Below are 22,768 nucleotides of genomic sequence, written 5' to 3'. Positions count from 1 at the left end.
CCAGGCGGATTATTTGTTGTTCGTTTTTGCTGCGTGGGCGGCAATTTGGGTTTCGACATAGTCCTCGACCATCGCAATGGCTGCCTGCCGGTCCGTATGCGTGTCGCTCAGGGCCTGCCGGATCCAGACGCCGTCAATCATGGAGGCCGTGCCTTCCGCGATTCGGAGTGCGTCCTCTCTCGGCATGAACGCGCGAAGGTTGAATGTCAGGTTCGATGCAAGTCTTGCTGCATAAATTTTCAGCAGGCGGCCATTGCTGTTCGTGGTTCGCGATTGAACGTAAAACGCAAGCCATGCCGCAATGACGGCGGGCTGAAACTGGTCAACCGAGAAGTTGCCGGCAATGATCGCAGAGATGCGTTCGCGCGGCGTTTCCGCCTTCGCCAGACCCTCAGTGATGGCCCGTCCCAGCTCCGTCAGGAGGTGGCGCATGGTTGCTGCAAGCAATTGATCTTTCGAGCCGAAATAGTGATGCACGAGTCCGCCGGACACACCTGCGCGTTTCGCGATCTGCGCCATCGTAATGTCGCTGTATCCGCGTTCATGAATTGCATCAACTGTCGCGTGAATGAGGCTGCGCCGCCGTTCCGCTTCCATTCCGACTTTGGGCATGGCGATCTCCTGAACTGCTTCCGTATTATTTTTAATTGATCAATCAATCAATGAAAACTTGCAAATTTTTACCGTGGATGTTTGGATCGGTTTTAGGCAGGCTGTTGGCGGAGGGAACAGAGAGCGGTATTGCTTGAGCTGAACTCAATCGCTCCCTGCATCAAACAATAAGATAGACTTTCCATAGGAGGTACAATCATGAATATTGCAGCGAAAATCGCTGGAGGTCTGGCGCTTGGCCTGATGTTGTCCGGTACTGCATTGGCAAGCGAGGCGGAAAGCTGTCAGACCGTTCGTTTTTCTGACGTTGGCTGGACGGACATCACGGCGACAACTGCTGCGACTTCCGTGGTTCTGGAAGCGCTGGGTTACAAACCGGAAGTCAAGATCCTGTCTGTTCCGGTGACCTATGCTTCGCTGAAGAACAAGGATATCGACGTCTTCCTCGGCAACTGGATGCCGACCATGGAAGGTGACATCAAGGCTTATCGGGAAGACGGCTCTGTTGAAACCGTCCGTGCGAACCTTGAAGGCGCCAAATACACCCTTGCAGTGCCGCAATACACCTATGACAAGGGCCTGAAGTCTTTCCAGGACATTGCGAAGTTCCGCGACGATCTCGACGGCAAGATCTACGGCATCGAGCCGGGCAATGACGGTAACCGCCTCATCATCGGCATGATCGATCAGAACCTTTTTGATCTCGAAGGCTTCGAAGTTGTGGAATCTTCCGAGCAGGGCATGTTGGCTCAGGTTGCTCGCGCCAACAAGCGGGAAAACGATATCGTGTTCCTTGGCTGGGAACCGCATCCGATGAACGCGAGCTTCAAGATGGCATATCTTGAAGGTGGCGACGAAATCTTCGGCCCGAACTACGGTGGTGCCACGGTCTACACCAACGTTCGCGCCGGTTACACAACCGAGTGCCCGAATGTCGGCAAGCTCCTTGAGAACCTTGAGTTCTCACTCGCCATGGAAAACGAGATCATGGGTGCGATCCTGATCGACGGCGAAGATCCGAACAAGGCAGCTGCTGCCTGGTTGAAGGAGCACCCGGCCACGTTCGAAAACTGGTTGGTCGGCGTCAAGACTTTCGATGGCGGTGACTCCTTCGCTGCCGTGAAAGGCGCTCTCGGCCTCTAATGCTGAAAGACATGACGCCGGTGCGGGGCTCCCGCCCGGCGTCAACTTTTTCCAAAATAAGAAAACCGGAGCAGCGGGTTGGACTGGCTGACAGAACACAAACTGCCGATCGGCCCTTGGGCGCGTAGCTTTGTCGATTGGTTGACCGAAAATGCCTATTGGGTATTTGACGGCATCTCGATTTTCCTCGAAACGATGATCGACGGTATTCTCTGGCTTCTACAGACGCCGCATCCGCTGATCATAGTCGCGATCGCCGTGGCGATTGGATATGCGGTTCACAGAACCGTTGCCTTCGCGGCCTTTGTAGCCTTTGCGTTGCTCCTGATCATAAATCAGGGTTATTGGGAAGAAACCACCGAGACGTTGGCTCTTGTGATTGCCGCGTCGGTGGTCTGCATGGCGGTTGGCATCCCGGTTGGCGTTCTTGCAGCTCACCATCCCAGGTTCTATGCCGGTCTTCGTCCGGTTCTCGATCTCATGCAGACGATCCCGACATTCGTCTACCTGATCCCGGCTCTGATCCTGTTTGGCCTGGGTATGGTTCCGGGTCTGATCGCAACAGTGATCTTTGCAATTCCCGCCCCGATAAGGCTTACCCAGCTCGGAGTGTCGTCGACACCGGTCGCTCTGTTGGAGGCCGGAAAAGCCTTCGGAGCAACCAAGTCGCAGCTCCTTTGGAAGATCGAGCTTCCCTATGCATTGCCGCAGATCATGGCCGGACTGACGCAGACAATCATGCTGTCCCTGTCGATGGTCGTGATTGCGGCCCTCGTCGGCGCCGACGGGTTGGGTGTTCCCACGCTACGGGCCTTGAACACGGTGAATATCGCGCAAGGCTTCGAGGTTGGCGTCTGCATCGTCCTCATCGCCATCGTCCTGGACAGGTTCTTCCGTTCTGAAGAAGGAGGAAAGCGATGAGCGACGCAGACAAGCAACCCGTCGTCTCCTTCAAGGAAGTCGATATTGTCTTCGGCGATGACCCGCAATCCGCGCTGCCGATGATGGATGCCGGAAAGACCCGGCAGGAAATCCAGGCAGAAACCGGACAGATCCTCGGTGTCGCAGGCGCCACCTTCGACATTCATGAAGGTGAGGTCCTGGTGTTGATGGGTCTCTCAGGTTCCGGTAAATCGACGCTGCTGCGGGCAGTGAATGGTCTGAATCCGGTCATCCGGGGCGAAGTGCAGGTTCACGACGGCAACCAGTATGTAAATCCGGAAACCTGTTCGGAAAACGATCTCAGGGAATTGCGGCGCCATCGCATTGCCATGGTGTTTCAGCAGTTCGGCCTGCTGCCCTGGCGTACGGTTGCTGAAAATGTCGGGTTCGGGCTTGAGCTTGCCGGCATGTCCCCGAAGGACAGGGCTGCGAAGGTCGAGGAGCAATTGAAGCTGGTCGGGCTTAGCGGTTGGGGCGAAAAATTCGTTCACGAGCTCTCAGGCGGCATGCAGCAGCGTGTCGGTCTGGCGCGCGCCTTTGCTACGGACGCACCGATCCTGTTGATGGACGAACCGTTCTCCGCACTCGATCCCTTGATCCGCGACAAGCTGCAGGACGAGTTGCTCGACCTGCAAAAGGAACTGAACCGGACAATCATCTTCGTTAGCCATGATCTTGACGAAGCTGCCAAGATCGGTTCGCGCATCGCCATCATGGAAGGCGGACGCGTCATCCAGCTCGGCACGCCTCAGGAAATCGTCAAGAACCCGGCCGACGATTATGTGGCGGACTTTGTCAGTCACATGAACCCGTTGAATGTCCTACGTGCTCGTGACGTCATGGTTCCACCCGGCAGCCTTCCAGGTTCTCTCGCAAGCGGATTGACCTGCGAGATCAACACGCCGATCCGCGATGTGGCCAAGCTGAAAAAGACCAGTTCCGATCCGGTCGTGGTTCAAAAGGACGGTGCGATTGTAGGGGTGATTGGCGAAAACGAACTTCTGGATTGCATGCTTTAGTCAGAGAAGCTTGGAGCCGCAGGAAAATTTTCTGAAACAAAAAAACGGGGCCGATTGGCCCCGTTTCAATTTCATTAGTCGCACCGAGCCTCAGCAGCTTTGGAGCGGAAAATACGTCTTTGATTAGAGCAGCTCGAGCTGCGCGGCCTGCTTGCCACGGCCACGACGGTCGTCTTCAGCAACGAAAGAGATCTTTGCGCCTTCAACCGGCGTTCCGATGCCTGCCTGCTCGAAAGCGGTGACATGGACAAAAACGTCCTTGCCGCCATTTTCCGGCGTGATGAAACCGAAGCCGCGATCGTGATTGAAGAATTTGATGGTGCCGTTCTCGCGCATGGAGAAACCTTTCCGTTAGTTGGTTGCGCTTGCCCGACTAAGGTGCAGGCGCGAATAAACGAGAGCTCAATAAGAAACGGAAAGCTTGGGTATTCAGAGCGGCGCTTAATGGAGCAGCCGCCGAAGTCAGTCTAACCGGGTCTACGTCATGTCCCGTACGGCACAACGCGTGCCGATGGCGGTTAATGTAGGTTCCACCGGCCCGCTCGGCAAGTGAAAGATCGTTCAGACGCTGAATTGCCAAACATTCTCCGCAATTCCGCACGCCCTCCGAAATTTTTACATGGAATTATCTTACAATGGCCGCTTTCCGTTCAATCTTTGGCCAAGCGGGTTTTGAAAACTCACCTTCGGATACGGTGTTTCGGGAGGACCCTTGAGGCGGTCCGAGGCACGCAGACACGTTCTTGGAACGCCCAATTGAGACCATGGGACCGGCACAAACGGCAAATGCGCTCCCTTGTGACCCCGGTCACAGAGCTCCGGAAACGGCAGCGCTAATGTCCTTTCATGAGCTGGGGGCGAGCCAAGCGCCTCATCAAACCGAAGGAACGCTGTCATGTACAAGAAGTTCGCTAACACATCCGTCGCGCTGGCTCTCGTCGCAGGCGCAGCATTGACAACGCAGACCCAATCAGCAAACGCGGCAGAAGGCTGGCAGGTTGGCGTCGGCGTCGTAAGCGGCCTTGCCGCCGGTGCAATTCTCGGGTCTGCCTTGTCACAGCCGCGATACGTTGCTCCGCCGCCTCCGGTCTATTATCAGCCGGCGCCGGCTCCTGTGGTTACCTATCGTCCAGCCCCGTGGACGCCGGCCTGGTACCAGTATTGCAGCAATAGATATCGCTCTTTCAATCCGAACACGGGTTACTTCTTGGCATATTCCGGTCAGTACCGTTTCTGCCAATAACGCCGGGGCGTAATCACCCCTCAGAGGGGATATCCGGCTACTCCCTGCAAGGTGCTGCCTCCCGCGCCTTGCAGGGCGTTTTCGTTTGAACCTTGCAATGCGAATGCTCGAACGCAGTTAGATCGCTCTTCGGGAGTTCAGTCAGCCTCGGGGCCTGCCGGCGAAACGGTTCAGCTTCCACTCGTCATTCTCTTGGCCGCGCGCATCGTTGTTTCCAGTTGATTGAGAAACCGCGAGCGATCGTTCTTGGTGAAAGCCGGCCCGCCTTCCCGGATTTCACCGATTTCGCGTAGATGCGTGTTCAGGTCGCGCATGGCAAGGCGCATGCCGATTCCATCTTCGCGAAAGGGTTTGCCCGTCGGACCGATGACGAGCGCGCCAGCTTTGACGCATCGGGCTGCCAGCGGAACGTCGGCTGTGATGACCACATCTCCCGACTGCGCTCTCTCCGCGATCCAATTGTCCGCCTCATCAGGCCCTTCCGGTACAACGACACGCTCTATCAGGTCGCCGTCCGGCAGACGCATCCAGCTGTTGGAGACAAATTTGATCGGTACGTTGTGGCGTTCTCCCACCCGAACCGCTTCGTTTTTCACCGGACAGGCGTCCGCGTCCACGTAAAGTACGGTCATTCTGCCTGACCTTCGATTGTGGATTTCAGATATTCGTCAATACCGTTTGCTGCCCGGTTTCCCATGGCAAAGCAGGCCTGCAAAAGATATCCGCCGGTCGGTGCTTCCCAGTCCAGCATTTCGCCTGCCGCAAACACACCCGGCAGCTTCTTGAGCATGAGATTGTCATCAAATTCATCAAGCGTAATTCCGCCAGCGGATGATATCGCCCTGTCGATCGGATAGGGAGCGGCGCATTTGACCGGAACGGACTTGATCAACATTGCAAGAGCAGCCGGGTTCTCGGGAAACGACCCGGTTTCTCTCAAGAGGGCCTGTTCGACGGAATGTAGCTTGAGCGTCTTTTTCAGGAATGTTGCAAAGGACTGTTTTCCGCGCGGGCGGGAGAGTTTGCGCGTCAGCTCTTCTACGCTCGTCGACGGGCGAAGGTCGATGCGCAGCTCGGCAACTCCTGTTGCGTTGATGGTTTCGCGGATCTCGGCGGACAAGGCGTAGACCGCTCCACCTTCAAGGCCTTTTTCAGAAATCAGAGCCTCACCCTGAACGGAACTTTCGCCCAGTTTCAGAGCAATTCGCTTGAGTGGCGATCCGGCAAAGCGCTCTCGCAGGAACGGGCTCCAGGTAACCTGAAAGCCACAATTTGCGGGCTGGAACCTGTTGATCTTAATGCCGTGCTGCTCAAGGGCAGCTACCCAACCGGCGTCTGAGCCGAGTTTCGGCCAGCTGGCACCGCCGAGCGCCAGCATTACTGTCTTTGCCGGTTGGGAAAGTTGCTGACCATCCTCTGTTTCCAGGACACTTAAGCCATCCTGAGAAAAGCCTGTGAACCTCTGGCGCGTACGTAGCTCGGCACCGGATTTTTCCAGCCGGCGCAGTAAGGCACGAAGCAGAGGCGAGGCTTTCATCGCCTTCGGGAACACCCGGCCGCTGGAGCCGATAAAAGTTTCCTGTCCAAGCTCGTGGCACCACTCTCTGAGGGCCTCTGGCGGAAACTCCCGGATCAAGGGAGCCAGAAAGCCTTCCGCCTCCCGATAGCGGGTCAGAAACGATGACAGGTCTTCGCTATGGGTGAGATTGAGACCGCCTCGACCCGCCATCAAAAACTTGCGGGCAGGCGAGGGCATCTGATCGGCGATCACAACAGAGTAGCCACGCGCCGCCAGACGATCGGCAGCAAACAACCCGGCCGGACCGGCACCAAGTATCAGGACATCAAGCATGGCGCCTTATAGAGCAGCTGTGAGGCGGATGACCACTATTGATTTCTGGCAGCTGCTGCTCCCGTAGAGGCAAGCAATGGGCTCTGCGCACGGCAAGTATTTGTTATCCGTCTCATGAGAGGATCTTTGCGATGTTCAGCCCGTCGGAATTTGCCGCCGCTGGACCGCGCAAGAAAAGGATGCCGTGCATGGAAAAGACCACGGACCTGATTGTAGTTGTCGACCCGGATGAAAATGTTCAATCCGGGTTTCAGCGCTTGTTTGGCGAACACTACGAAATCGCCAGTTTTTCTGCCTCTGAAGAAGCACTTCTTTTCCTGAAGCAGAACCATGGTGCTGCCGTCATCTTCTCCTGTTTCAATCTGCCTGGCCGTGGCGGCACGGCGTTCCTGCGGACCGCGGAAACGATTGCGCCGCAAGCGGCGCGCGTAATGCTGACAAGGGAAACGTCTGCAGAGGCAATCAAGAAAACTCTGAATGAAGGCCACGCCTTCCTCTATTTGGAAAAACCTTGCAAATCAGAGGAGTTGAGCTCCGCCTTGGAAACAGCCTTGGGCCATCACCGCCAGCTCGCCAAGGACCGGGCCTTGCTGGAGCGCACCCTTGCCGGTTCGGTGAAACTCTTGATCGATATGCTGGGGCTTTTCCATCCGGAAGCATTCCGGAGGACCGGAACAGTTCGCAAGCAAGCGCTGCGTCTGGCAAACCAGCTCGACATGAAGAAGACCTGGGAACTGGAAATGGCGGTAATGTTGTCGCCGCTCGGCGAAGCGCTGCTGCCCAAACAGATCCTGGCCCGCTATCGTGCAGCCCGTAGCCTGACAGAGCAGGAGAGAGACGTGCTCGACCGGGCCCCCGCGCAGACACGGGAGCTCTTGCAGAATATTCCTCAACTGGAAAAGGTATCGGAACACCTCTACCTGTCGGCCCGTGGATTTGACGGCTCGGGTTTTCCGAAGGACGGTCCGGTTGGCGAAGAGATCCCGATGATCTCGCGCATTCTCAAGCTTTTGACAGATCTCTGGTATGCAAGCCCGGAAAGCGGACCGGATGCAGCAGCGTTCGAGGCGCTCTCCATCAACAGCCGTAAGTATGATCCAAGACTTCTGGCAATGGCTCGGGACATTCTGCTCGATGACATTCCGGAAGAAAAAAAGGGTTCGGTCTACGAGTGTTACATTCGCTCACTCCAGCCCGGCGACAACCTGATCGATGATGTCCTGACCGAAAACAGTCATGAGCTGGTCCTGTCGCGCGGACATACGCTCACACCAACCACGATCCGCCGGCTGGAACATTTCCATCACACCACCGGCGTGCGTCAGCCGATCCGGGTGGAGCGGCATGCGGTGTTGGAGGATGCGTTGGCCGAGGCGGAAACCTAGGGCTTTTCTGTCTTGTCCAGCAATTCCGCCTCATAAGCCTTGGCAACCCGCAAGAACCTGGCATGGGCGTAGTTCATGGACAGAATGAAGCCCCACCAGCCATACTTGCGATACTTGCGCACAAAGTAGGCTTTGAAGAAGCTCACCGGAAACTCCATCAGTAGGCGGATACGGGGCAGTTTCCTGCCACGTGCGCGCATTTCCTCCACCTGCATGCCGGAATAGCGGTTGTACTTGCCGACCTGAAAATTAAGCGAGCGGATCGAGCGGTGCGCCATGATGCCGGAAAGGTTGGCGAGCTTTGCATCGTCCTGCGGGCGTACGGTGTCATGAACGATGGAGTCTGAGAAACGGCCTTTGTTCCGATCGTAGAGGCGGATCTGGTGATAGCCGTACGCCCAGGCTGCGGGTGCATCCTCGTGAGCATACATATCGCGGATCATGATGCGCCAGCCATCAGCCTGCATGTAGCTTCCGTCAGCAAATTTCGCCTGGATTTCAGCTGCCAGTTCAGGCGTGACTTCTTCATCCGCATCCAGATTGAGCAGCCAGTCGTTGCGGCATTGATCTTCACCGAACCGCTTTTGGGGTCCGTAACCCGGCCAGTCGTTGCGAACGACCTTTGCTCCGAGTTTTTCGGCGACTGCAACAGTGTCGTCGCTCGAGCCGCTGTCAATGACAATGATCTCATCGACCCAGCCGCTGACGCTCTCGATCGGACGGGAAATCCGGTCGGCTTCGTCCTTCGCAATAATGAAGACTGAGAGAGGCAGGGGAGTGGTCATGAAAATTCCGGCTCGTTGCAATTTGACCGGAAGAACCCGGCGCGTCTTTTTAGCCGCGCCGGGAGAGGTTTTGAAGCAAAGAGTTCAGGACAGGACCCGCGCGAAGGCCGCATCGAGACCGCCGAGCGAAATCGTGGATCCGTCAATGGACCCGGAGAACCCCGGTGCGTTGAGGTTTTCCAGCTGGAGGCCGGACAGTGTGATTGTTTCCTCGGTGTTTGCGAGGTTGAAGGCGCACAACACCGTTTCACCCTTGTGACTGCGGGTGAAGACGAGGGTCTCCCCGGGGCTGTCGATGAACGTCATGTCGCCCTTCTTCATAGGGACATGGTTCTGCCGCCATGCATAAAACGCCCTGTTGCGGTTCAGGATGGAGTTTGGGTCCTTGTCCTGTTCAAAGGCTGCTTGCTCGCGATGCTCCGGTGCGACAGGTAGCCAGGGATCTTCCTCAGAAAAACCTGCATGGGCATTGTCCTTGACCCAGGGCATTGGCGTGCGGCAGCCGTCGCGGCCCTTGTATTCCGGCCAGAACCGGATGCCGTAAGGGTCCTGCAGCTTTTCAAAGGGAACGTCCGCCTGTGTCAGGCCGAGTTCCTCTCCCTGATAGAGACAGGGCGTTCCGCGTAAGGAGGCGCAAAGCGCCGTTTCAAGCGGTGCAAATTTCTGAAGGTCCAGACCGTCGCCCCAGCGGCTGCCCACCCGGTTGACGTCATGGTTCGACAGCGCCCAGCTGGCCCAGCCCGAGCCGATGCCCTCGTTCATCTCCTCAACGATCCGGCGGATATAGGGGGCCGAATGCTGAGGTGTCAGAAGGTCGAAGCTGTAGGCCATGTGAATGCGCCTGTTCTCTTCCGTGTAGGAAGCAGTCAGCTCCACGGCCTGGCCGTCCGCTCCGATCTCACCCACGGAGGTCGCTCCCGGGTATTTGTCGAGAAGCGCGCGGAATTTTTCCAGGAATTCCAGATTTTCAGGCCGGGTCTTGTCGTAGATGTGGTCCTGATAGCCATACGGATTTGTCGGGTCCACCGTAGACGGCATTTCATCGGCGCTGAGTGGCGGGTTGTCCCTGAATTCGGCGTCGTGGAAATAGAAATTCACCGTGTCCAGGCGGAACCCGTCGACACCGCGGTCCAGCCAGAACCTGGCAGCGGAAAGAACGGCACTTTGAACTTCCGCATTGTGGAAGTTCAAGTCCGGCTGGCTGGTCAGGAAGTTGTGCATGTAATACTGGCAGCGGCGGCTGTCCCATTCCCAGGCCGGTCCGCCGAAAATTGAGAGCCAGTTTGTCGGAGGTGTACCGTCCGGCTTGGCGTCGGCCCAGACATACCAGTCGGCCTTCGCATTGTCCTTGGAGGAGCGGCTTTCCTTGAACCAGGGGTGCTGATCCGACGTGTGGGAGATCACCAGATCGATCATGACTTTCAAGCCGCGCTTGTGAGCAGCCGAGGTCATCCGGTCAAAATCGGCAAGCGTGCCGAACATCGGATCGACATCTTCGTAATCCGAAACGTCATAGCCGAAATCGTCCATCGGCGAGGTGAAGAACGGGGACAGCCAGATGGCATCTACACCGAGCGAAGCGATGTAGTCCATGCGTTCCGTCACGCCATTCAGGTCGCCGATGCCGTCACCATTGGTGTCGTTAAACGAGCGCGGATAGATCTGGTAGATCACCGCACCGCGCCACCAGTCCGGGTCCTTGATGATGTTTGCTGGCATGTCGGCCTCCTGGCCCGTTTCGGCTTCTTCGAACATTGCCGGTCTCCGTTCCGCTTCTAAGGCGGGAGTTTGTAATTCAAAGCGCTTTGAATGGCTATATGCCGCGGATCGTCCGGTCAAGAGACTTGGGGTAAAAAGTCGTGTGAAGCTTTGCGGGAAAACGTTCGGATCTCGGCATAAAGTCAGGTGGCAAAAGCAAAAACCGGTCCCGCAGCGCAGGACCGGTGGAGCAGATGAAAATTGCCAAAGAAGGATTTTGTCCGGAACGAGGCCTCTATAAACTGGCTGAATGACAGCCATGTGAACGAATTCTTAAGCAAGGAAAAAACGTCTGGATCGATTTTAAAACAGTGTGCAATGCGGAAGAAAAATGTCTTGGTGGAGATTATGACTTCGCATAAATATCTGAAATATATTATCTAAATAAAAAATAGTGACGTTTAGGTCAATTTCTTCTTGCAAAGCAGCATGGATCTTGGGACTGTCTGGCTCAGCTGAGTTTCCCTAAGGTGGACCCTGCAATTTCTGGCGCAGGCTTGGATCCGTAGCTTCCAACCGCCACCTTAACAGAAAGAACCTGGAGGAATTGTCATGACGGCAGCCATGGTGGGATGGGCGCATATGCCCTTCGGCAAGCATGCGGAAGAAACTGTTGAGAGCATGATCGTCAAGGTGGCGGTTGACGCCATCCACGACGCCGGAATTGCGCCGGAAGATGTCGATGAGATCCTGCTCGGCCATTTCAATGCAGGTTTCTCGGCCCAGGATTTTACGGCCTCTCTTGTACTGCAGGCTGACCCGGCACTGCGGTTCAAGCCCGCAACGCGTGTTGAAAACGCTTGTGCGACCGGTTCGGCGGCCGTGCACCAGGGAGTTCGCGCGATTTCCTCCGGCGATGCGCGCTTCGTCCTCGTTGTCGGGGTTGAGCAGATGACCACCACGCCGGGACCCGAAATCGGCAAGAACCTGCTGAAAGCCTCCTATCTGAAGGAAGAAGGCGATATTCCGGCAGGCTTCGCAGGTGTCTTCGGCAAGATTGCCGACGCCTACTTCCAGAAATTCGGCGATCAGTCCGATGCGCTGGCCAAGATCGCGGCCAAGAACCACAAGAACGGTGTCAACAACCCATATGCGCAGATGCGAAAGGATCTGGGCTTTGAATTCTGCCGCGCAGAAAGCGAAAAGAACCCGTTCGTCGCCGGTCCTCTGAAACGCACCGACTGCTCGCTCGTGTCCGATGGTGCGGCTGCACTTGTGCTGACCGATCCGGCAACGGCGCTTGGCATGAAAAAGGCCGTGGCATTCCGCGGCATGGCGCATGTCCAGGATTTCCTGCCAATGTCCAAACGCGACATCCTGAAGTTCGAAGGCTGTTCAAGGGCCTGGGGTGAGGCTCTGGGCGACGCCAATCTGGCGCTGGAGGACCTGTCCTTTGTCGAGACCCACGATTGTTTCACCATTGCCGAACTGATCGAATATGAAGCAATGGGTCTGACACCTGAAGGTGAGGGGGCACGGGCCGTTCTGGAAGGCTGGACCGAGATGGGCGGCAGATTGCCGGTGAACCCGTCTGGCGGCCTCAAAGCCAAGGGTCACCCGATCGGCGCAACCGGCGTTTCCATGCACGTGCTGACCGCGATGCAGCTCACCGGCACGGCGGGAGACATCCAGGTGAAGAACGCCGAAATCGGCGGTATCTTCAACATGGGCGGCGCGGCAGTCGCCAACTTCGTCTCTGTGATGCAGGCGATGAAGTAAGGTTGTTTCCGGACGCAACCGCGCTAAATCTTTGAAAGGCCAAAGGTCGGCATTTTGCCGGCCTTTATTATTTGGTCTTGTGCGCTCCTGCTTTTTGAACGGACAGTTATGAGTAAAGCGGTATTAGTCTAGGTGGCACTTTTTTCCTCGGCGTTTTCGTATCTTATCTTAATGGTCTTTGTGTGCCTGAGACTGCCACCAGTCTGCTCCTGGAAAAGGTTGCCGAGGAAAGACGAAGTTATTGAGCTTGCCTTCAGGTTTTTTGGCGGAGTATTCTCAGTAATGGCTGCATTTGCGATGGCGCTTATGCCTGACTATTCGGCGTTCAGCGTCATGTTCTCCTGTATTGCGTTTTATTCGGGGTGGGCGGTTAGATGCCAGCTCAAGAAACTTGCCGGTGGACCTGCTGCGTGGATAATTCCTAATTCAGTATCTTTTTTGATTTTTCCTGCTATCCAGCGGCGGCCAATGCTCATTTTTGATGTTTGGACAGTAGGTCTGGCTGGATTGACCGGTGTCATGTTCTTGGCACCCGTACTCAATTAATTTCCCTATTGACGTTCTGTAGCGTCGCTTTTGTGTAAACTTCTCCGGAAATTTCAGTGCCGCCCTAAGTGACACTGTAAGGCACTCGCAGCCAGCCGATGCCCCAGTTTGTCATCCCGGCCAAGCGCAGCGCGAGCCGGGATCCAGTAGACCGTGTGGTCGGCGAATGAGCACAAAAGTAGTTCAACGACTACTGGATCCCTGCCTTCGCAGGGAAGACAAGATGTTGATACAGCTGTCTCATTTCGATCATCGGAATGGAGGGGAGGGCAGTCCGTCGACGATCAAACCTCAATCAGCAGCCTCCGCTGCAGCCGAATAAAACGCGTCATCCGTCAGATCCGGTGGTGAAATCGGGTTGCCTCCGCCTTCGCCGACATACGTGTCGGCAACGCCATAGACGAAAATCCCGCCTGCTTTGCGTTTGATGAAGGCCACGCGTTCTTTCAGCTGAAAGTCTCCCGCCTCGCAATTGGCGTAGCTCGTGTAAATCTCCTTGCCGCCTTCGGCGATGCGCTTGGTTCCGGAAGAAAAATTGCCTTCTTCGCAGGCTTTCTGGGAATCGCCGATGATGATCGACATCAAGTCTCCTTCGCTTGTATAGGTGCCCGGTGCAAAGATATGGGTCACAAGGGTGCGGGACTTGTCTGCTGCAACAGCATGCAGTCCGTTGAGATCGCCCTCTCGCTGACCGTCAGGTGTGAGCTTCAGTCCTGAAATACCCGCACCGCCCATCAGATTGAACAGAGCCTGTGTCGCCTCGATGGCAAGTTGCGCTTCGTCGGGTGAAGGGGTCGCCGGCTTGTTTTCTTCTGGTTTGGTTTGTCCAAGGCCGCTGGTGGCCTCTCCCTGCTCAGCGTCGGCCATTCCGGGTGCTGCGCCATAGCGGGCGGCATTCTTGTCAACGCAATCGGCCAGACGTTTCATCAGCCTGGAGGTGCCGGTCAGGCGAAATTCGTAATTATTGGTGCCGTCGAAGACATAAAGAACCTGACCACGGCGGAAGCGGGTGATGATGTAACCGCCCTGAGGCATTTGCATGCGGGCGAGTTCCTTGGAAGTTGCCTTGGCAACACCCTTTTGCCATTCGTCCCTGTCAATCCGGTATTGAAGCGGAATGTCTGCTCCCACTTCCATGTTCCAGTCCGGCGAAGAAAAACCGAGAGCCCAGCTGTACTGGGTGTCCACCTGCACATAAAGCGTGATGCCGCTGCGATAACTCGCAGAGGCAACGCAGGTGGTGAACAGGCCGCTCTGGTCGTCGGTGAATGCACTGCCGCTCCAGCCACCCAGCCGGAAGGTTTCCACAACGGTAGCGCTCGCCTGTCCGGCACAGCTTGCGACGAACAGCAGGGCCGCAGTCAGATAATGAAGAAGTCGCATCACTCCCCCCTGATGCCATGGCGGACGCAATCGCACATCTTCGCCATTCGATTAGAAAGGCTAAGCGAATTACGTAACGGCATCAAGGAGGGGCGCGCCGCTGGCAGGTCTGTGCCTGCCAAACTGGCTTATTGAATCGCGGCCATCGCGCGGCTGAAACCCGACAGCGGAACATTGATGGATTGCCGCCGGTCTGCCGCCGGTGCAAAGTCGATCTGCAACTGCGCCCCGGCTTTCATGGCATCGATCATGCCGGTTGTCGCTTCGGCGGACAAAAAGCAGCCGCGCTGATCACAGGTGCCCACATCCAGTTCGCTCAGCGGTGTACCATCCACGGCAAGCTTCACCTTACCCGGTAGATAGAAACCGAGCGGTGCCTGCATCTGGAAGACGGGTGCGCCTTTGTTGGCAGGATAGATGATATCGACCTTGAAGAGCAGCTGTCCGCTTTCCTTCACGCGAACACTCTGGCTCGTTTCACAGATCAGTGCTTCGGCCGATCTGGAAGGACCGGCACAGCGCGTCTGCCAGAACTCGGCCTGATTGGCCTCCTGCGCCATCGCCGAAGGCGAGGCGGCCGGAAGGCCAATGACGGTTGCTAGAACGAGGATCTTTTTCAAAGAGAACATGTTTTCTGATTTCTTTAGTGAGTCGCGCGTCCGGTGTCACACATACATTGTTGGTCTGAGTTCGTCATCCAGCAGCTGCAACTTCTTTGGGTGGTGAACTCAGATGGGCTTGTTTTGATGCTGGCGGAGAAGAGTAAAAGTGGAGACGCCTCAGTTTCCAAGGCGCCTCCACTTGAAACAACGAATGTCACCAGGTGATGCTCAAACCACCCATCACTCTGCCGTTGTCGCTGTTCTCGCTACCGATGTAACTTCCGGAAACGAACGCCGAAACGTTTTCATTCATCGCCAGACTCAAGTCCAGCCGGCCTTCGAATGCATCCGAACCGGGATCAGCTGCAGAGGCGGTCCAGGACGTGTTGTGCAACGAGTTGGTGACGCCTGGTATCCAGCCATCTCCAAAACCATGTAGCCAAGCGGCACTTGCTGACAGGCTTATTTTGGAGTTTCCGCCTGTGTCGGACGAAAGGTTGAAATCGGTACCAATTGTCAGTCCAAGGCGTGATTGACCTGTAAAGCCATCGTAGTCGTTGGCCGAGACTGTTACGGAATTGTCGCCGGTTTCTGTGTAGCTGTTCCGATGTTGTGTATCCATCGCTAGGCCGGCAAAGGGCAAGACATACGCGCTGCTGGTTTCAGCCTGGTAGACGTCGACGCGATAGCCTGCTTCAACATCGGCATAGATTGTATATCCCTCGGTCTCACCGGATGCAGTTGCTGATCCCGTGGACAAAGAAACACTTCTGTCACTGTCTTCTGTATCGTAGGACGCTCCGAACAGTGCTGAAACATAAGCCCCGTCTCTGGCATAGCCCGCATAGGTGAATGCGTGGAACGAGTCCGTATGACCACTCCCGATCGAAGAAGTTGAAACGTCTGACGAGGAATAACCAGCGCCAGCCCCGGCAGCAAAATGTGACATGAGCAACAGGTCGTAGCCGCCAAAAATTGCAGCTGCATTGTTCCGATATCCTTCGGACACACCGTCGTCACCGACAAAACTGATCTGGCCGGCACTTTCCAACCAGACGCGATTGGCGGTTTGGGTGTTTTCCAGATTGCCGTGAGTTGCAATGTCAACGGCCACAGAATTGGCTTGGCTGAAAACAGCGTCCTTTGCACGTGCAAGACTTCCCTGTCTCACCAGGTTGCCAGCCTGTCGCGCAGCTGCGATCAGATTTGCGTGTAAACCTGCTGAAGTTTGCTCAAGAGCGGTGTCAACGCTGTCTGCACCAAGCCCTACAAGACCCGTAAACAACGCATCCTGATCCGAATTGCCGCTTGAAGCGCCGCTCTCAGAGCGGACTGAGTCAAGTGCTGTACCGGCGGCACTTGCGTTTCCATTCGTCGTGACAGCGGACGACCCGTAGCTATCCGGCGTGACATACAAGGTGACGGCATTTTCTGAATACACGACGTCAAAGCGTGTACCGTCAGAAAGCCCGGATGTCGGTTGAGTTACCGTATCATAGCCACCTGTTATCCCGCCCTCGGCAGCCACGATCTCGAATGCATCGCCGACGATAGGTGTGAAGTTGTTGTTGGCCGATCCAGATATCCCTCTCAGCGAAATTTCGAGAGTGCCATCTGCGGTATAGACGCTGCTCGATCCGGTCAGAACAAGACGATCGTAGTTACCCGCACCAGTTCCAGTGCCATAACCGTCAATTTCTTCTTGTAAAATGGTTGTATCGGTCGACGTGACTGAACCTGCTACGGTCATCGTCCCGGGGGAACTTCCCGGCGCGATGGTGCCTGAAACGTTGATGTCGCCAGTCACGCTTCCAGAGCCGGATAGCTTGGCGCCATTCTGGATTTGAAGTTTATTTGTCCCAACGTTCAAATTGGCGCCGGCACCGAGATTCAATGTTCCTTGATCAAGATTCACACCACCGGAGATACTGTTAGTGCTGTTAGCCAGCGTCGTTGTTCCTGAGCCGGAAAACGTGAACGAGCCAGTACCAGTTTCTCCGCTTGTGAAGCTTCCTCCGAAGGCAACCGTGTTGCCCGAATTGTCCAATGTTCCACCAGCATCGTTGATTGTGAAGTCATTCATGACCACACCATCATCGGAAACAGCAAGCTTCCCGCCTTCAAAGACCGGGTTCACGTTGGAATCTGCCAGATCTTGGGTTGAATATGAGGATTGACCGGTGTCGATGTTCGGGGTCAGACCGCTCGTAACTGCATCCTCAATGTCGGTGCCGAAGATAACACTGTATTTGACCGTCTTGGTGGTTCCGCTGGAAACAGAGTTCAAGTTAAAACCAAGACCGATTGCGTCATCGCCTTTGTGCTCCGCACCTTGGTTGCCACCATTGTAATAGTCTTGCGCCGAGGTGCTCCAGGGACTTGTGATACCAGCTTTTGCATCGTCGTCGTTGGTCGCAAAGCCGATGACATACTTCGATGCGAGCGCCTGCGCGTACGCGACCTGGTAGCCATCAATCTCCTTAACGAAATTGTCGGTTATAGAACTGTCACCGGCTGCTGCGTAGACATCGGGGTCCGTGTAGACGCCGTAATAGACATCCGTAAGATCGACATTTGCAGTGAGCGACACTGAGAAGTTCAGTTGCTTGCCGTTTTCCTCAAAGTAGACATCTTGAGACAAATTCAGATCTGTGGATGTGTACTCATAAACCGCACGGTTGTCGTATGTCGCACCGTTGTATTTGACACCACTGTAATCGGTGAGAGTTCCAGTCAGCGAACCAAAAGCGCTGGCGTTGTTCGATTGAATTGTCTGGCTGCCTGCGCCGGCGTCGTATTCAACCGTGAAGCCGTAAAATGGCGACCCAGGTGTCAGGTAGTCTTCAGAATCATTGAATGTTCCTGTTCCAGAGCCGTCGAACTGGATGCCGGGTGTAGTATTGCCCCCGACACCCAGACTGCCATTGTCGCTTATCCCGACTTTTATGTAGTCTCCCTGCAAGATGAGCGTGTTTGTAGCATGTGCCTGTGTGCTAGGAAAAATACTGCCAGCGATTGCAAGTACAGAGCATGTAGAAAACAAACGTCTCCTGTCGCGAAAATACACGAATAATCCCCCAAATTTAGAAATGCTGAAATTCCATCAATAAGATTTCGGAACAGAATGTATTTTTATCGTTATGTCTGAGCGAAGGGACTAATGAAAAAACAGCAAGAATCAGAACAGCTTGATTGGTAAATTCATCATTGCGAATCCATGCAAGTCAATGGCGCTCACCCTTCTGAATTACGTATTATTCACTATTTTTGACTGATTGGATAAATTTGCAATTTGGGTGTGTCAAAAGAGACACAACCGCTTACTCGCCAAGAAGATCGTCCGCAATCCATCCTGACGGTTTATGAAGCCTTGGTCGCGGAACAGGCGATTTGGAAAAAACTATTCCGCTTCTGCGCCAAGCTTTGAAATCCGGTGCCCGGCGCTGGGGGCAGCTGCCCATTACATTAAGGCCATCAAACTGGGATTGGAGACCCTTCAGATGGCTGGAAGCCGTGGCGACATTGCAAAAACACTGAAAAAGCCGGAGTCCCGGCTCGACGTGTTTCCTGCATTCATGAAAGTTGCCGGGCGGCGGGTTCTGGTTGTCGGCCATGGTGCGGAAGCGGCGGCGAAGGTTCGCCTGCTTGGTGAAACCAACGCCACGATCGTTGTTGTCTCCCGTGAAATCGAGCCGGATCTTCAAGTCGCGATTGAGCTCTTTGAGGCCGAGCTTGTTTCCGAAGATTTCCGTTCAGAGCACCTCGCCGAAGCCGCGCTTGTCTTTTCCGCGCGCGAAGATTGGGAGCTCGACAAGGAAGTTGTCGATGCGGCCCGAGCCGCCGGCGTGCCGGTAAACGCGGTCGACAAGCCGGAACTGTGCGACTTCTATACCGGTGCGCTTGTGAACAGAGCTCCGATTGCCGTCGCGATCACTTCCACCGGCGTCGGTCCGGTTCTTTCCCGTCATATCCGCGCCCGCATTGAGGCGATGCTGCCGCGCGCTACAGGTGAACTGGCCCGTCTTGCGGAAAATTTCCGTGATGCTGCGACCAGAATGATCACTGATGGTGCGCTTCGCCGGAACTTCTGGGCGCGTTTCTTCTCCGGAGCCGTTGCCGCCAATCTTTATGCCGGCAAATCCGGTAAGGCACGCTCTGAGGCGCAACGCCTTTTGAACAGCATGGCCGATGAACCCGGTTTTGTCTGGCTGGTGGGTGCCGGTCCTGGCGCTGAAGATCTGCTGACTCTTCGTGCGCAGCGCCTGTTGCAGGAAGCTGATGTCATCGTTCATGACGCTCTGGTTCCCGCTGATGTGGTAGCCATGGGGCGCCGGGATGCGGAGCGTATCTACGTCGGCAAGCGCAAGGGCGCGCATTCGGTGCCGCAATCGGAAATCTGCCAGCTCCTCGTCGAGCTGGGCAGGAAAGGCTTGAAAGTTGTGCGTCTGAAAGCCGGTGATCCAATGATCTTCGGCCGGGCCGCAGAGGAAATGGAAGCACTCCGCGAAGGTGGAATCGGTTTTGAAATTGTCCCCGGCGTTACAGCAGCCTTCGCCGCGGCAGCTTCGGCTCAGATCCCTCTCACCCTTCGCGGAGTTGCTTCCAACCTGGTTTTCGCGACCGGACACAACGCCAAATCCGAAACCTTGCCGGACTGGGCAGGGCTGGCGCTGAAAGGTGCGACCGTTGCCGTGTACATGGGCCGGTCCGTTGCCGCTTCCGTTGCCGCGCGCATGATCGGTGCCGGCATGAAGCCTGAAACCCCGGTTGCGGTGATCGAGAACGCCGCTCACCCGGATGAACGCCAATTCGCCGGAACCATTTCCGAACTCGCGGTCCTGTCCGATCGTACGGAGATCGATGGTCCGGTTCTGATCGTGATCGGTGAGGCCGTCGGCCATGCCGCCTTGAACAATGCTGAGCCCCTGGCGCCGGTTGAGGCTGCCCGGGCTGCAGTCGCCTGACGCAAATAGAGAGTAGACGCGATGAAAGTCATAACCGCCAACCGCCTGCTGAACGGCGATGTTGTCTGGCTCGGAGAAAACGACACCTGGGTTGAGCGTGTCACGCTTGCCAGAACCTTCGAAGGCAAGGATGCCGTCGCCGAAGGCCTGGAGATTGGCGCAAATGCCGAAAAGAACCAGGAAGTCGTTGGCGTCTATGAAATGGACGTCACCGTCGAAGACGGCGTCATCATTCCGGTTCGCCTGCGTGAGCGCATCCGCGCCGCAGGGCCGACCACCCACCCGAATTTTGGCAAGCAGGCCCAGGCGGTATCCGCCTAAGCAACACAGGAACGAAGGGCAGCGCCTGGATCTTCGCAAAGATACCGACGGCAGCGCCTTACGAGGAGAGAAGAATGTACCGTTACGACGAATTTGACGCGAGTTTTGTCAATCAGCGCACTGAACAGTTCAAGGACCAGGTCCGCCGCCGGTTGGCCGGTGAACTCAGCGAAGATGAGTTCAAGCCGCTGCGTTTGATGAACGGTCTTTATCTGCAGCTTCACGCCTACATGCTGCGTGTCGCCATTCCTTATGGCACGCTGAATGGCCGCCAGATGCGCAAGCTGGCTCATATCGCCCGCACGTATGACAAGGGCTACGGTCACTTCACCACGCGCCAGAACATCCAGTTCAACTGGCCGAAGCTGGAAGACACGCCGAAGATCCTGGAAGAGCTGGCTGAAGTTGAAATGCACGCCATCCAGACTTCGGGCAACTGCATCAGAAACGTGACAGCTGACCACTTCGCCGGCGCTGCTGCCGACGAGATTGCAGACCCGCGCCCTTATGCGGAAATCCTGCGCCAGTGGTCTTCGCTGCATCCGGAGTTTTCGTTCCTGCCGCGCAAGTTCAAGATCGCCATCACGGGCGCTCCGAACGATCGCGCAGCCGTACAGGTCCACGATATCGGCCTGCAGCTGACCCGTGGTGAAGACGGAGAAATCGGCTTTGAGGTTTTTGTTGGTGGTGGTTTGGGCCGCACGCCGATGATCGGCCGCAAAGTGCGTGACTTCCTGCCGGAAGAGGACCTCCTTGCCTATTCCGAAGCAATCCTGCGCGTTTACAACCGCTATGGCCGCCGCGATAACAAATACAAGGCGCGCATCAAGATACTTGTGCACGAAACCGGCCTGGAAGAACTGAAGGCGGACATCGAAGCGGAATTCGAAAAGATCCGCTACGGTGTTCTGCGCCTGCCGGATGAAGAGGTTCGCCGCATCGAGGCCTACTTCGCCCCGCCGCCACTCGAAGTCGGGTCCGCCACGTCCGAAGCCGTTGAGGCACGCCGGGGCAAGGATGCTGCCTTTGCCCAGTTCCTGGCACATAACCTCAACCCCCACCGGGTACCGGGATACACGTCCGTGACGCTTTCCATGAAGCCGATCGGTGGCATTCCGGGTGACGCGTCCGACGACCAGATGGATGTGATCGCTGATCTGGCCGAGCAATACGGCCACGATGAGCTGCGCATCAGCCACGAGCAGAATGTCATCCTGCCGCATGTGAAGCTCGATGATCTGCCGGCACTCTTCGACAAGCTGGTCGAGGCAGAGATTGCCGAAGGCAATGCCGGTCTCATCACCGACATTATCGCCTGCCCGGGCATGGATTATTGCGCCCTGGCAACGGCCCGCTCCATTCCGGTCGCTCAGCGCATTTCCGAACGCTTCGGGACTGCGGAACGCCAGGCGGAAATCGGTGAGCTGAAGATCAAGATTTCCGGCTGCATCAACGCCTGTGGCCACCACCATGTCGGACACATCGGCATTCTCGGCCTGGAGAAAAAGGGCGAGGAATTCTACCAGGTGACGCTGGGTGGCTCGGCCAACGAAAACGCATCCATTGGCGAGATCGTCGGACGGGGTTTCTCCTCCGAACAGGTGATCGATGCCATCGAAACGCTGGTCGATACTTATCTCGGCTTGCGGTCAGGAAAAGAGGAAACCTTCCTGGAGGCATATCGCCGGGTTGGGGAGGCGCCCTTCAAGGAGGCCCTTTATGGCGCTGCATGAGACATTCAGTCTGGGCGTTGATCCGGAACTAGGCCTTCAGGCGGAAATTGCCGCCTTGAATGCACAGTTTGAGGATCAATCCGCTCAGGAAATCCTGATGGGCGCGATCCGGCATCAGTTTGCCGGAGACATTGCCATGGTCTCGAGCTTTGGTGCGGATTCGGCCGTTTTATTGCACATGGTGTCTCAGATCGATCCGTCGACACCGGTGCTGTTCATCGACACGGTAAAGCTGTTCCCCGCGACGCTGCTTTATCGTGATGAGCTGGTGAACAAGCTTGGTCTGACCGATGTTCGCACCTTCAAGCCGACGAAAGAGGACCTGGACGAGCAGGATCCGGCCGGCATGCTCTGGATGAGCGACACGGACGCCTGCTGTCACATCCGCAAAGTGGTGCCGCTGGAGCGGGCTCTTTCAGGCTTTGAAGCCTGGATTTCCGGACGCAAGCGCTTCCAGAGTGCATCACGGTCGAGCCTGGAACATTTCGAACTTGATGCGGGCCGGGTAAAGGTCAATCCGCTGGCGGACTGGACGGCAGCTGAAATCCTGGATTATGCCCAGGCCCATGATCTGCCGCCGCATCCACTGGTCGCCCAGGGTTACCCCTCCATTGGCTGCATGCCCTGCACCGACAAGGTCGCACCAGGCGAAGATCCGCGATCGGGTCGGTGGCGCGGACAGGAAAAAACCGAGTGCGGCATTCACTGGCCCACCCACGGCAAGGAAATCGACGGCAGCGGTATCTGACCGCTGCCTGAAC

General features: G+C 56.2%; 20 protein-coding genes. 11 read left to right on the top strand and 9 right to left on the bottom strand.

Going from position 1 to position 22,768, the window contains the following annotated elements; genetic code table 11:
* Positions 1–9: 9 nt before the first annotated feature.
* Positions 10–612, bottom strand: a complete 603-nt coding sequence (gene betI / locus ABLO27_RS09990) for a transcriptional regulator BetI (RefSeq protein WP_353032504.1) — start codon at positions 610–612, stop codon at positions 10–12.
* Positions 613–810: 198 nt separating this feature from the next.
* On the opposite strand from betI, the gene ABLO27_RS09985 reads away from it, so the two are divergent.
* The 3 genes from ABLO27_RS09985 to choV all read left to right on the top strand — a co-directional run bounded on the left by ABLO27_RS09985 (position 811) and on the right by choV (position 3,716).
* Positions 811–1,755: a choline ABC transporter substrate-binding protein gene (locus tag ABLO27_RS09985; RefSeq protein WP_353032502.1), complete on the top strand. Its 945-nt coding sequence runs from the start codon at positions 811–813 to the stop codon at positions 1,753–1,755.
* A gap of 78 nt (positions 1,756–1,833) precedes the next feature.
* Positions 1,834–2,676 (top strand): choline ABC transporter permease subunit, encoded by an 843-nt coding sequence (choW, locus tag ABLO27_RS09980; RefSeq protein ID WP_353032500.1) that lies wholly within the window; start codon positions 1,834–1,836, stop codon positions 2,674–2,676.
* A complete protein-coding gene (choV, locus tag ABLO27_RS09975; protein ID WP_353032498.1) occupies positions 2,673–3,716 on the top strand; it encodes a choline ABC transporter ATP-binding protein in 1,044 nt (347 codons plus the stop codon). Before choW ends, choV begins: the two co-directional genes overlap by 4 nt.
* A gap of 123 nt (positions 3,717–3,839) precedes the next feature.
* Here the strand turns inward: choV and ABLO27_RS09970 are convergent, their stop codons facing one another.
* Positions 3,840–4,052: a cold-shock protein gene (locus tag ABLO27_RS09970; protein ID WP_141188395.1), complete on the bottom strand. Its 213-nt coding sequence runs from the start codon at positions 4,050–4,052 to the stop codon at positions 3,840–3,842.
* A gap of 559 nt (positions 4,053–4,611) precedes the next feature.
* Between ABLO27_RS09970 and ABLO27_RS09965 the strand changes: the two genes are divergently transcribed.
* Complete coding sequence (locus ABLO27_RS09965) at positions 4,612–4,959, top strand: BA14K family protein (RefSeq protein ID WP_353032496.1); 348 nt, start codon at positions 4,612–4,614, stop codon at positions 4,957–4,959.
* 170 nt (positions 4,960–5,129) lie between these two features.
* On the opposite strand, the gene ABLO27_RS09960 is transcribed toward ABLO27_RS09965, so the two are convergent.
* Both ABLO27_RS09960 and ABLO27_RS09955 read right to left on the bottom strand, forming a co-directional pair.
* Complete coding sequence (locus tag ABLO27_RS09960; RefSeq protein WP_353032495.1) at positions 5,130–5,591, bottom strand: YaiI/YqxD family protein; 462 nt, start codon at positions 5,589–5,591, stop codon at positions 5,130–5,132.
* A complete protein-coding gene (locus ABLO27_RS09955) occupies positions 5,588–6,811 on the bottom strand; it encodes a TIGR03862 family flavoprotein (protein ID WP_353032493.1) in 1,224 nt (407 codons plus the stop codon). The genes ABLO27_RS09960 and ABLO27_RS09955 overlap by 4 nt, the downstream gene beginning before the upstream one ends.
* Positions 6,812–6,999: 188 nt before the next feature.
* Between ABLO27_RS09955 and ABLO27_RS09950 the strand changes: the two genes are divergently transcribed.
* Complete coding sequence (locus tag ABLO27_RS09950; protein ID WP_353032491.1) at positions 7,000–8,196, top strand: HD domain-containing phosphohydrolase; 1,197 nt, start codon at positions 7,000–7,002, stop codon at positions 8,194–8,196.
* Here the strand turns inward: ABLO27_RS09950 and ABLO27_RS09945 are convergent.
* Together ABLO27_RS09945 and ABLO27_RS09940 are read right to left on the bottom strand one after the other, a co-directional pair.
* Complete coding sequence (locus tag ABLO27_RS09945) at positions 8,193–8,981, bottom strand: glycosyltransferase family 2 protein (RefSeq protein ID WP_353032489.1); 789 nt, start codon at positions 8,979–8,981, stop codon at positions 8,193–8,195. The genes ABLO27_RS09950 and ABLO27_RS09945 overlap by 4 nt on opposite strands.
* An 84-nt stretch (positions 8,982–9,065) precedes the next feature.
* A complete protein-coding gene (locus tag ABLO27_RS09940) occupies positions 9,066–10,736 on the bottom strand; it encodes an alpha-glucosidase (RefSeq protein ID WP_353032488.1) in 1,671 nt (556 codons plus the stop codon).
* A 555-nt stretch (positions 10,737–11,291) separates the two neighbouring features.
* Between ABLO27_RS09940 and ABLO27_RS09935 the strand changes: the two genes are divergently transcribed.
* Both ABLO27_RS09935 and ABLO27_RS09930 read left to right on the top strand, forming a co-directional pair.
* Positions 11,292–12,458, top strand: coding sequence for an acetyl-CoA acetyltransferase (locus tag ABLO27_RS09935; RefSeq protein ID WP_353032486.1), 1,167 nt, complete (start codon positions 11,292–11,294; stop codon positions 12,456–12,458).
* 282 nt (positions 12,459–12,740) lie between these two features.
* Positions 12,741–13,004, top strand: a complete 264-nt coding sequence (locus ABLO27_RS09930) for a hypothetical protein (protein WP_353032484.1) — start codon at positions 12,741–12,743, stop codon at positions 13,002–13,004.
* Positions 13,005–13,295: 291 nt separating this feature from the next.
* Here ABLO27_RS09930 and ABLO27_RS09925 read toward each other — a convergent pair whose 3' ends face one another.
* From ABLO27_RS09925 to ABLO27_RS09915, 3 genes are all read right to left on the bottom strand, one after another.
* Positions 13,296–14,387 (bottom strand): hypothetical protein, encoded by a 1,092-nt coding sequence (locus ABLO27_RS09925; RefSeq protein ID WP_353032483.1) that lies wholly within the window; start codon positions 14,385–14,387, stop codon positions 13,296–13,298.
* 128 nt (positions 14,388–14,515) lie between these two features.
* Positions 14,516–15,016: an invasion associated locus B family protein gene (locus ABLO27_RS09920; protein WP_353032481.1), complete on the bottom strand. Its 501-nt coding sequence runs from the start codon at positions 15,014–15,016 to the stop codon at positions 14,516–14,518.
* Between the two features lie 187 nt (positions 15,017–15,203).
* A complete protein-coding gene (locus ABLO27_RS09915) occupies positions 15,204–18,032 on the bottom strand; it encodes an autotransporter domain-containing protein (RefSeq protein ID WP_353032479.1) in 2,829 nt (942 codons plus the stop codon).
* A 457-nt stretch (positions 18,033–18,489) separates the two neighbouring features.
* On the opposite strand from ABLO27_RS09915, the gene cysG reads away from it, so the two are divergent.
* From cysG to ABLO27_RS09895, 4 genes are all read left to right on the top strand, one after another.
* Positions 18,490–19,953, top strand: a complete 1,464-nt coding sequence (gene cysG / locus ABLO27_RS09910; protein WP_353032477.1) for a siroheme synthase CysG — start codon at positions 18,490–18,492, stop codon at positions 19,951–19,953.
* A 21-nt stretch (positions 19,954–19,974) separates the two neighbouring features.
* Positions 19,975–20,274, top strand: coding sequence for a DUF2849 domain-containing protein (locus ABLO27_RS09905; RefSeq protein ID WP_353032475.1), 300 nt, complete (start codon positions 19,975–19,977; stop codon positions 20,272–20,274).
* Positions 20,275–20,348: 74 nt separating this feature from the next.
* Positions 20,349–22,007, top strand: a complete 1,659-nt coding sequence (locus tag ABLO27_RS09900; RefSeq protein ID WP_353032473.1) for a nitrite/sulfite reductase — start codon at positions 20,349–20,351, stop codon at positions 22,005–22,007.
* Positions 21,994–22,755: a phosphoadenylyl-sulfate reductase gene (locus ABLO27_RS09895; protein ID WP_353032472.1), complete on the top strand. Its 762-nt coding sequence runs from the start codon at positions 21,994–21,996 to the stop codon at positions 22,753–22,755. Before ABLO27_RS09900 ends, ABLO27_RS09895 begins: the two co-directional genes overlap by 14 nt.
* The last annotated feature ends 13 nt before the right edge of the window (positions 22,756–22,768 follow it).

It is taken from the genome of Roseibium sp. SCP15, assembly GCF_040329435.1.
Taxonomy (GTDB): domain Bacteria; phylum Pseudomonadota; class Alphaproteobacteria; order Rhizobiales; family Stappiaceae; genus Roseibium.
Note: the sequence above shows the minus strand (reverse complement) of the source record. Positions and strands in the feature narration are given on the sequence as shown.

Coding starts and splice junctions, on each gene's coding strand:
- ABLO27_RS09970 (WP_141188395.1), bottom strand. CDS start 4,052: ATGCGCGAGAACGGCACCATCAAATTCTTCAATCACGATCGCGGCTTC.
- ABLO27_RS09985 (WP_353032502.1), top strand. CDS start 811: ATGAATATTGCAGCGAAAATCGCTGGAGGTCTGGCGCTTGGCCTGATG.
- ABLO27_RS09965 (WP_353032496.1), top strand. CDS start 4,612: ATGTACAAGAAGTTCGCTAACACATCCGTCGCGCTGGCTCTCGTCGCA.
- ABLO27_RS09925 (WP_353032483.1), bottom strand. CDS start 14,387: ATGCGACTTCTTCATTATCTGACTGCGGCCCTGCTGTTCGTCGCAAGC.
- ABLO27_RS09900 (WP_353032473.1), top strand. CDS start 20,349: ATGTACCGTTACGACGAATTTGACGCGAGTTTTGTCAATCAGCGCACT.
- cysG (WP_353032477.1), top strand. CDS start 18,490: ATGGCTGGAAGCCGTGGCGACATTGCAAAAACACTGAAAAAGCCGGAG.
- ABLO27_RS09935 (WP_353032486.1), top strand. CDS start 11,292: ATGACGGCAGCCATGGTGGGATGGGCGCATATGCCCTTCGGCAAGCAT.
- betI (WP_353032504.1), bottom strand. CDS start 612: ATGCCCAAAGTCGGAATGGAAGCGGAACGGCGGCGCAGCCTCATTCAC.
- ABLO27_RS09930 (WP_353032484.1), top strand. CDS start 12,741: ATGGCTGCATTTGCGATGGCGCTTATGCCTGACTATTCGGCGTTCAGC.
- ABLO27_RS09955 (WP_353032493.1), bottom strand. CDS start 6,811: ATGCTTGATGTCCTGATACTTGGTGCCGGTCCGGCCGGGTTGTTTGCT.
- ABLO27_RS09950 (WP_353032491.1), top strand. CDS start 7,000: ATGGAAAAGACCACGGACCTGATTGTAGTTGTCGACCCGGATGAAAAT.
- ABLO27_RS09920 (WP_353032481.1), bottom strand. CDS start 15,016: ATGTTCTCTTTGAAAAAGATCCTCGTTCTAGCAACCGTCATTGGCCTT.
- ABLO27_RS09895 (WP_353032472.1), top strand. CDS start 21,994: ATGGCGCTGCATGAGACATTCAGTCTGGGCGTTGATCCGGAACTAGGC.
- ABLO27_RS09940 (WP_353032488.1), bottom strand. CDS start 10,736: ATGTTCGAAGAAGCCGAAACGGGCCAGGAGGCCGACATGCCAGCAAAC.
- ABLO27_RS09945 (WP_353032489.1), bottom strand. CDS start 8,981: ATGACCACTCCCCTGCCTCTCTCAGTCTTCATTATTGCGAAGGACGAA.
- ABLO27_RS09905 (WP_353032475.1), top strand. CDS start 19,975: ATGAAAGTCATAACCGCCAACCGCCTGCTGAACGGCGATGTTGTCTGG.
- ABLO27_RS09960 (WP_353032495.1), bottom strand. CDS start 5,591: ATGACCGTACTTTACGTGGACGCGGACGCCTGTCCGGTGAAAAACGAA.
- choV (WP_353032498.1), top strand. CDS start 2,673: ATGAGCGACGCAGACAAGCAACCCGTCGTCTCCTTCAAGGAAGTCGAT.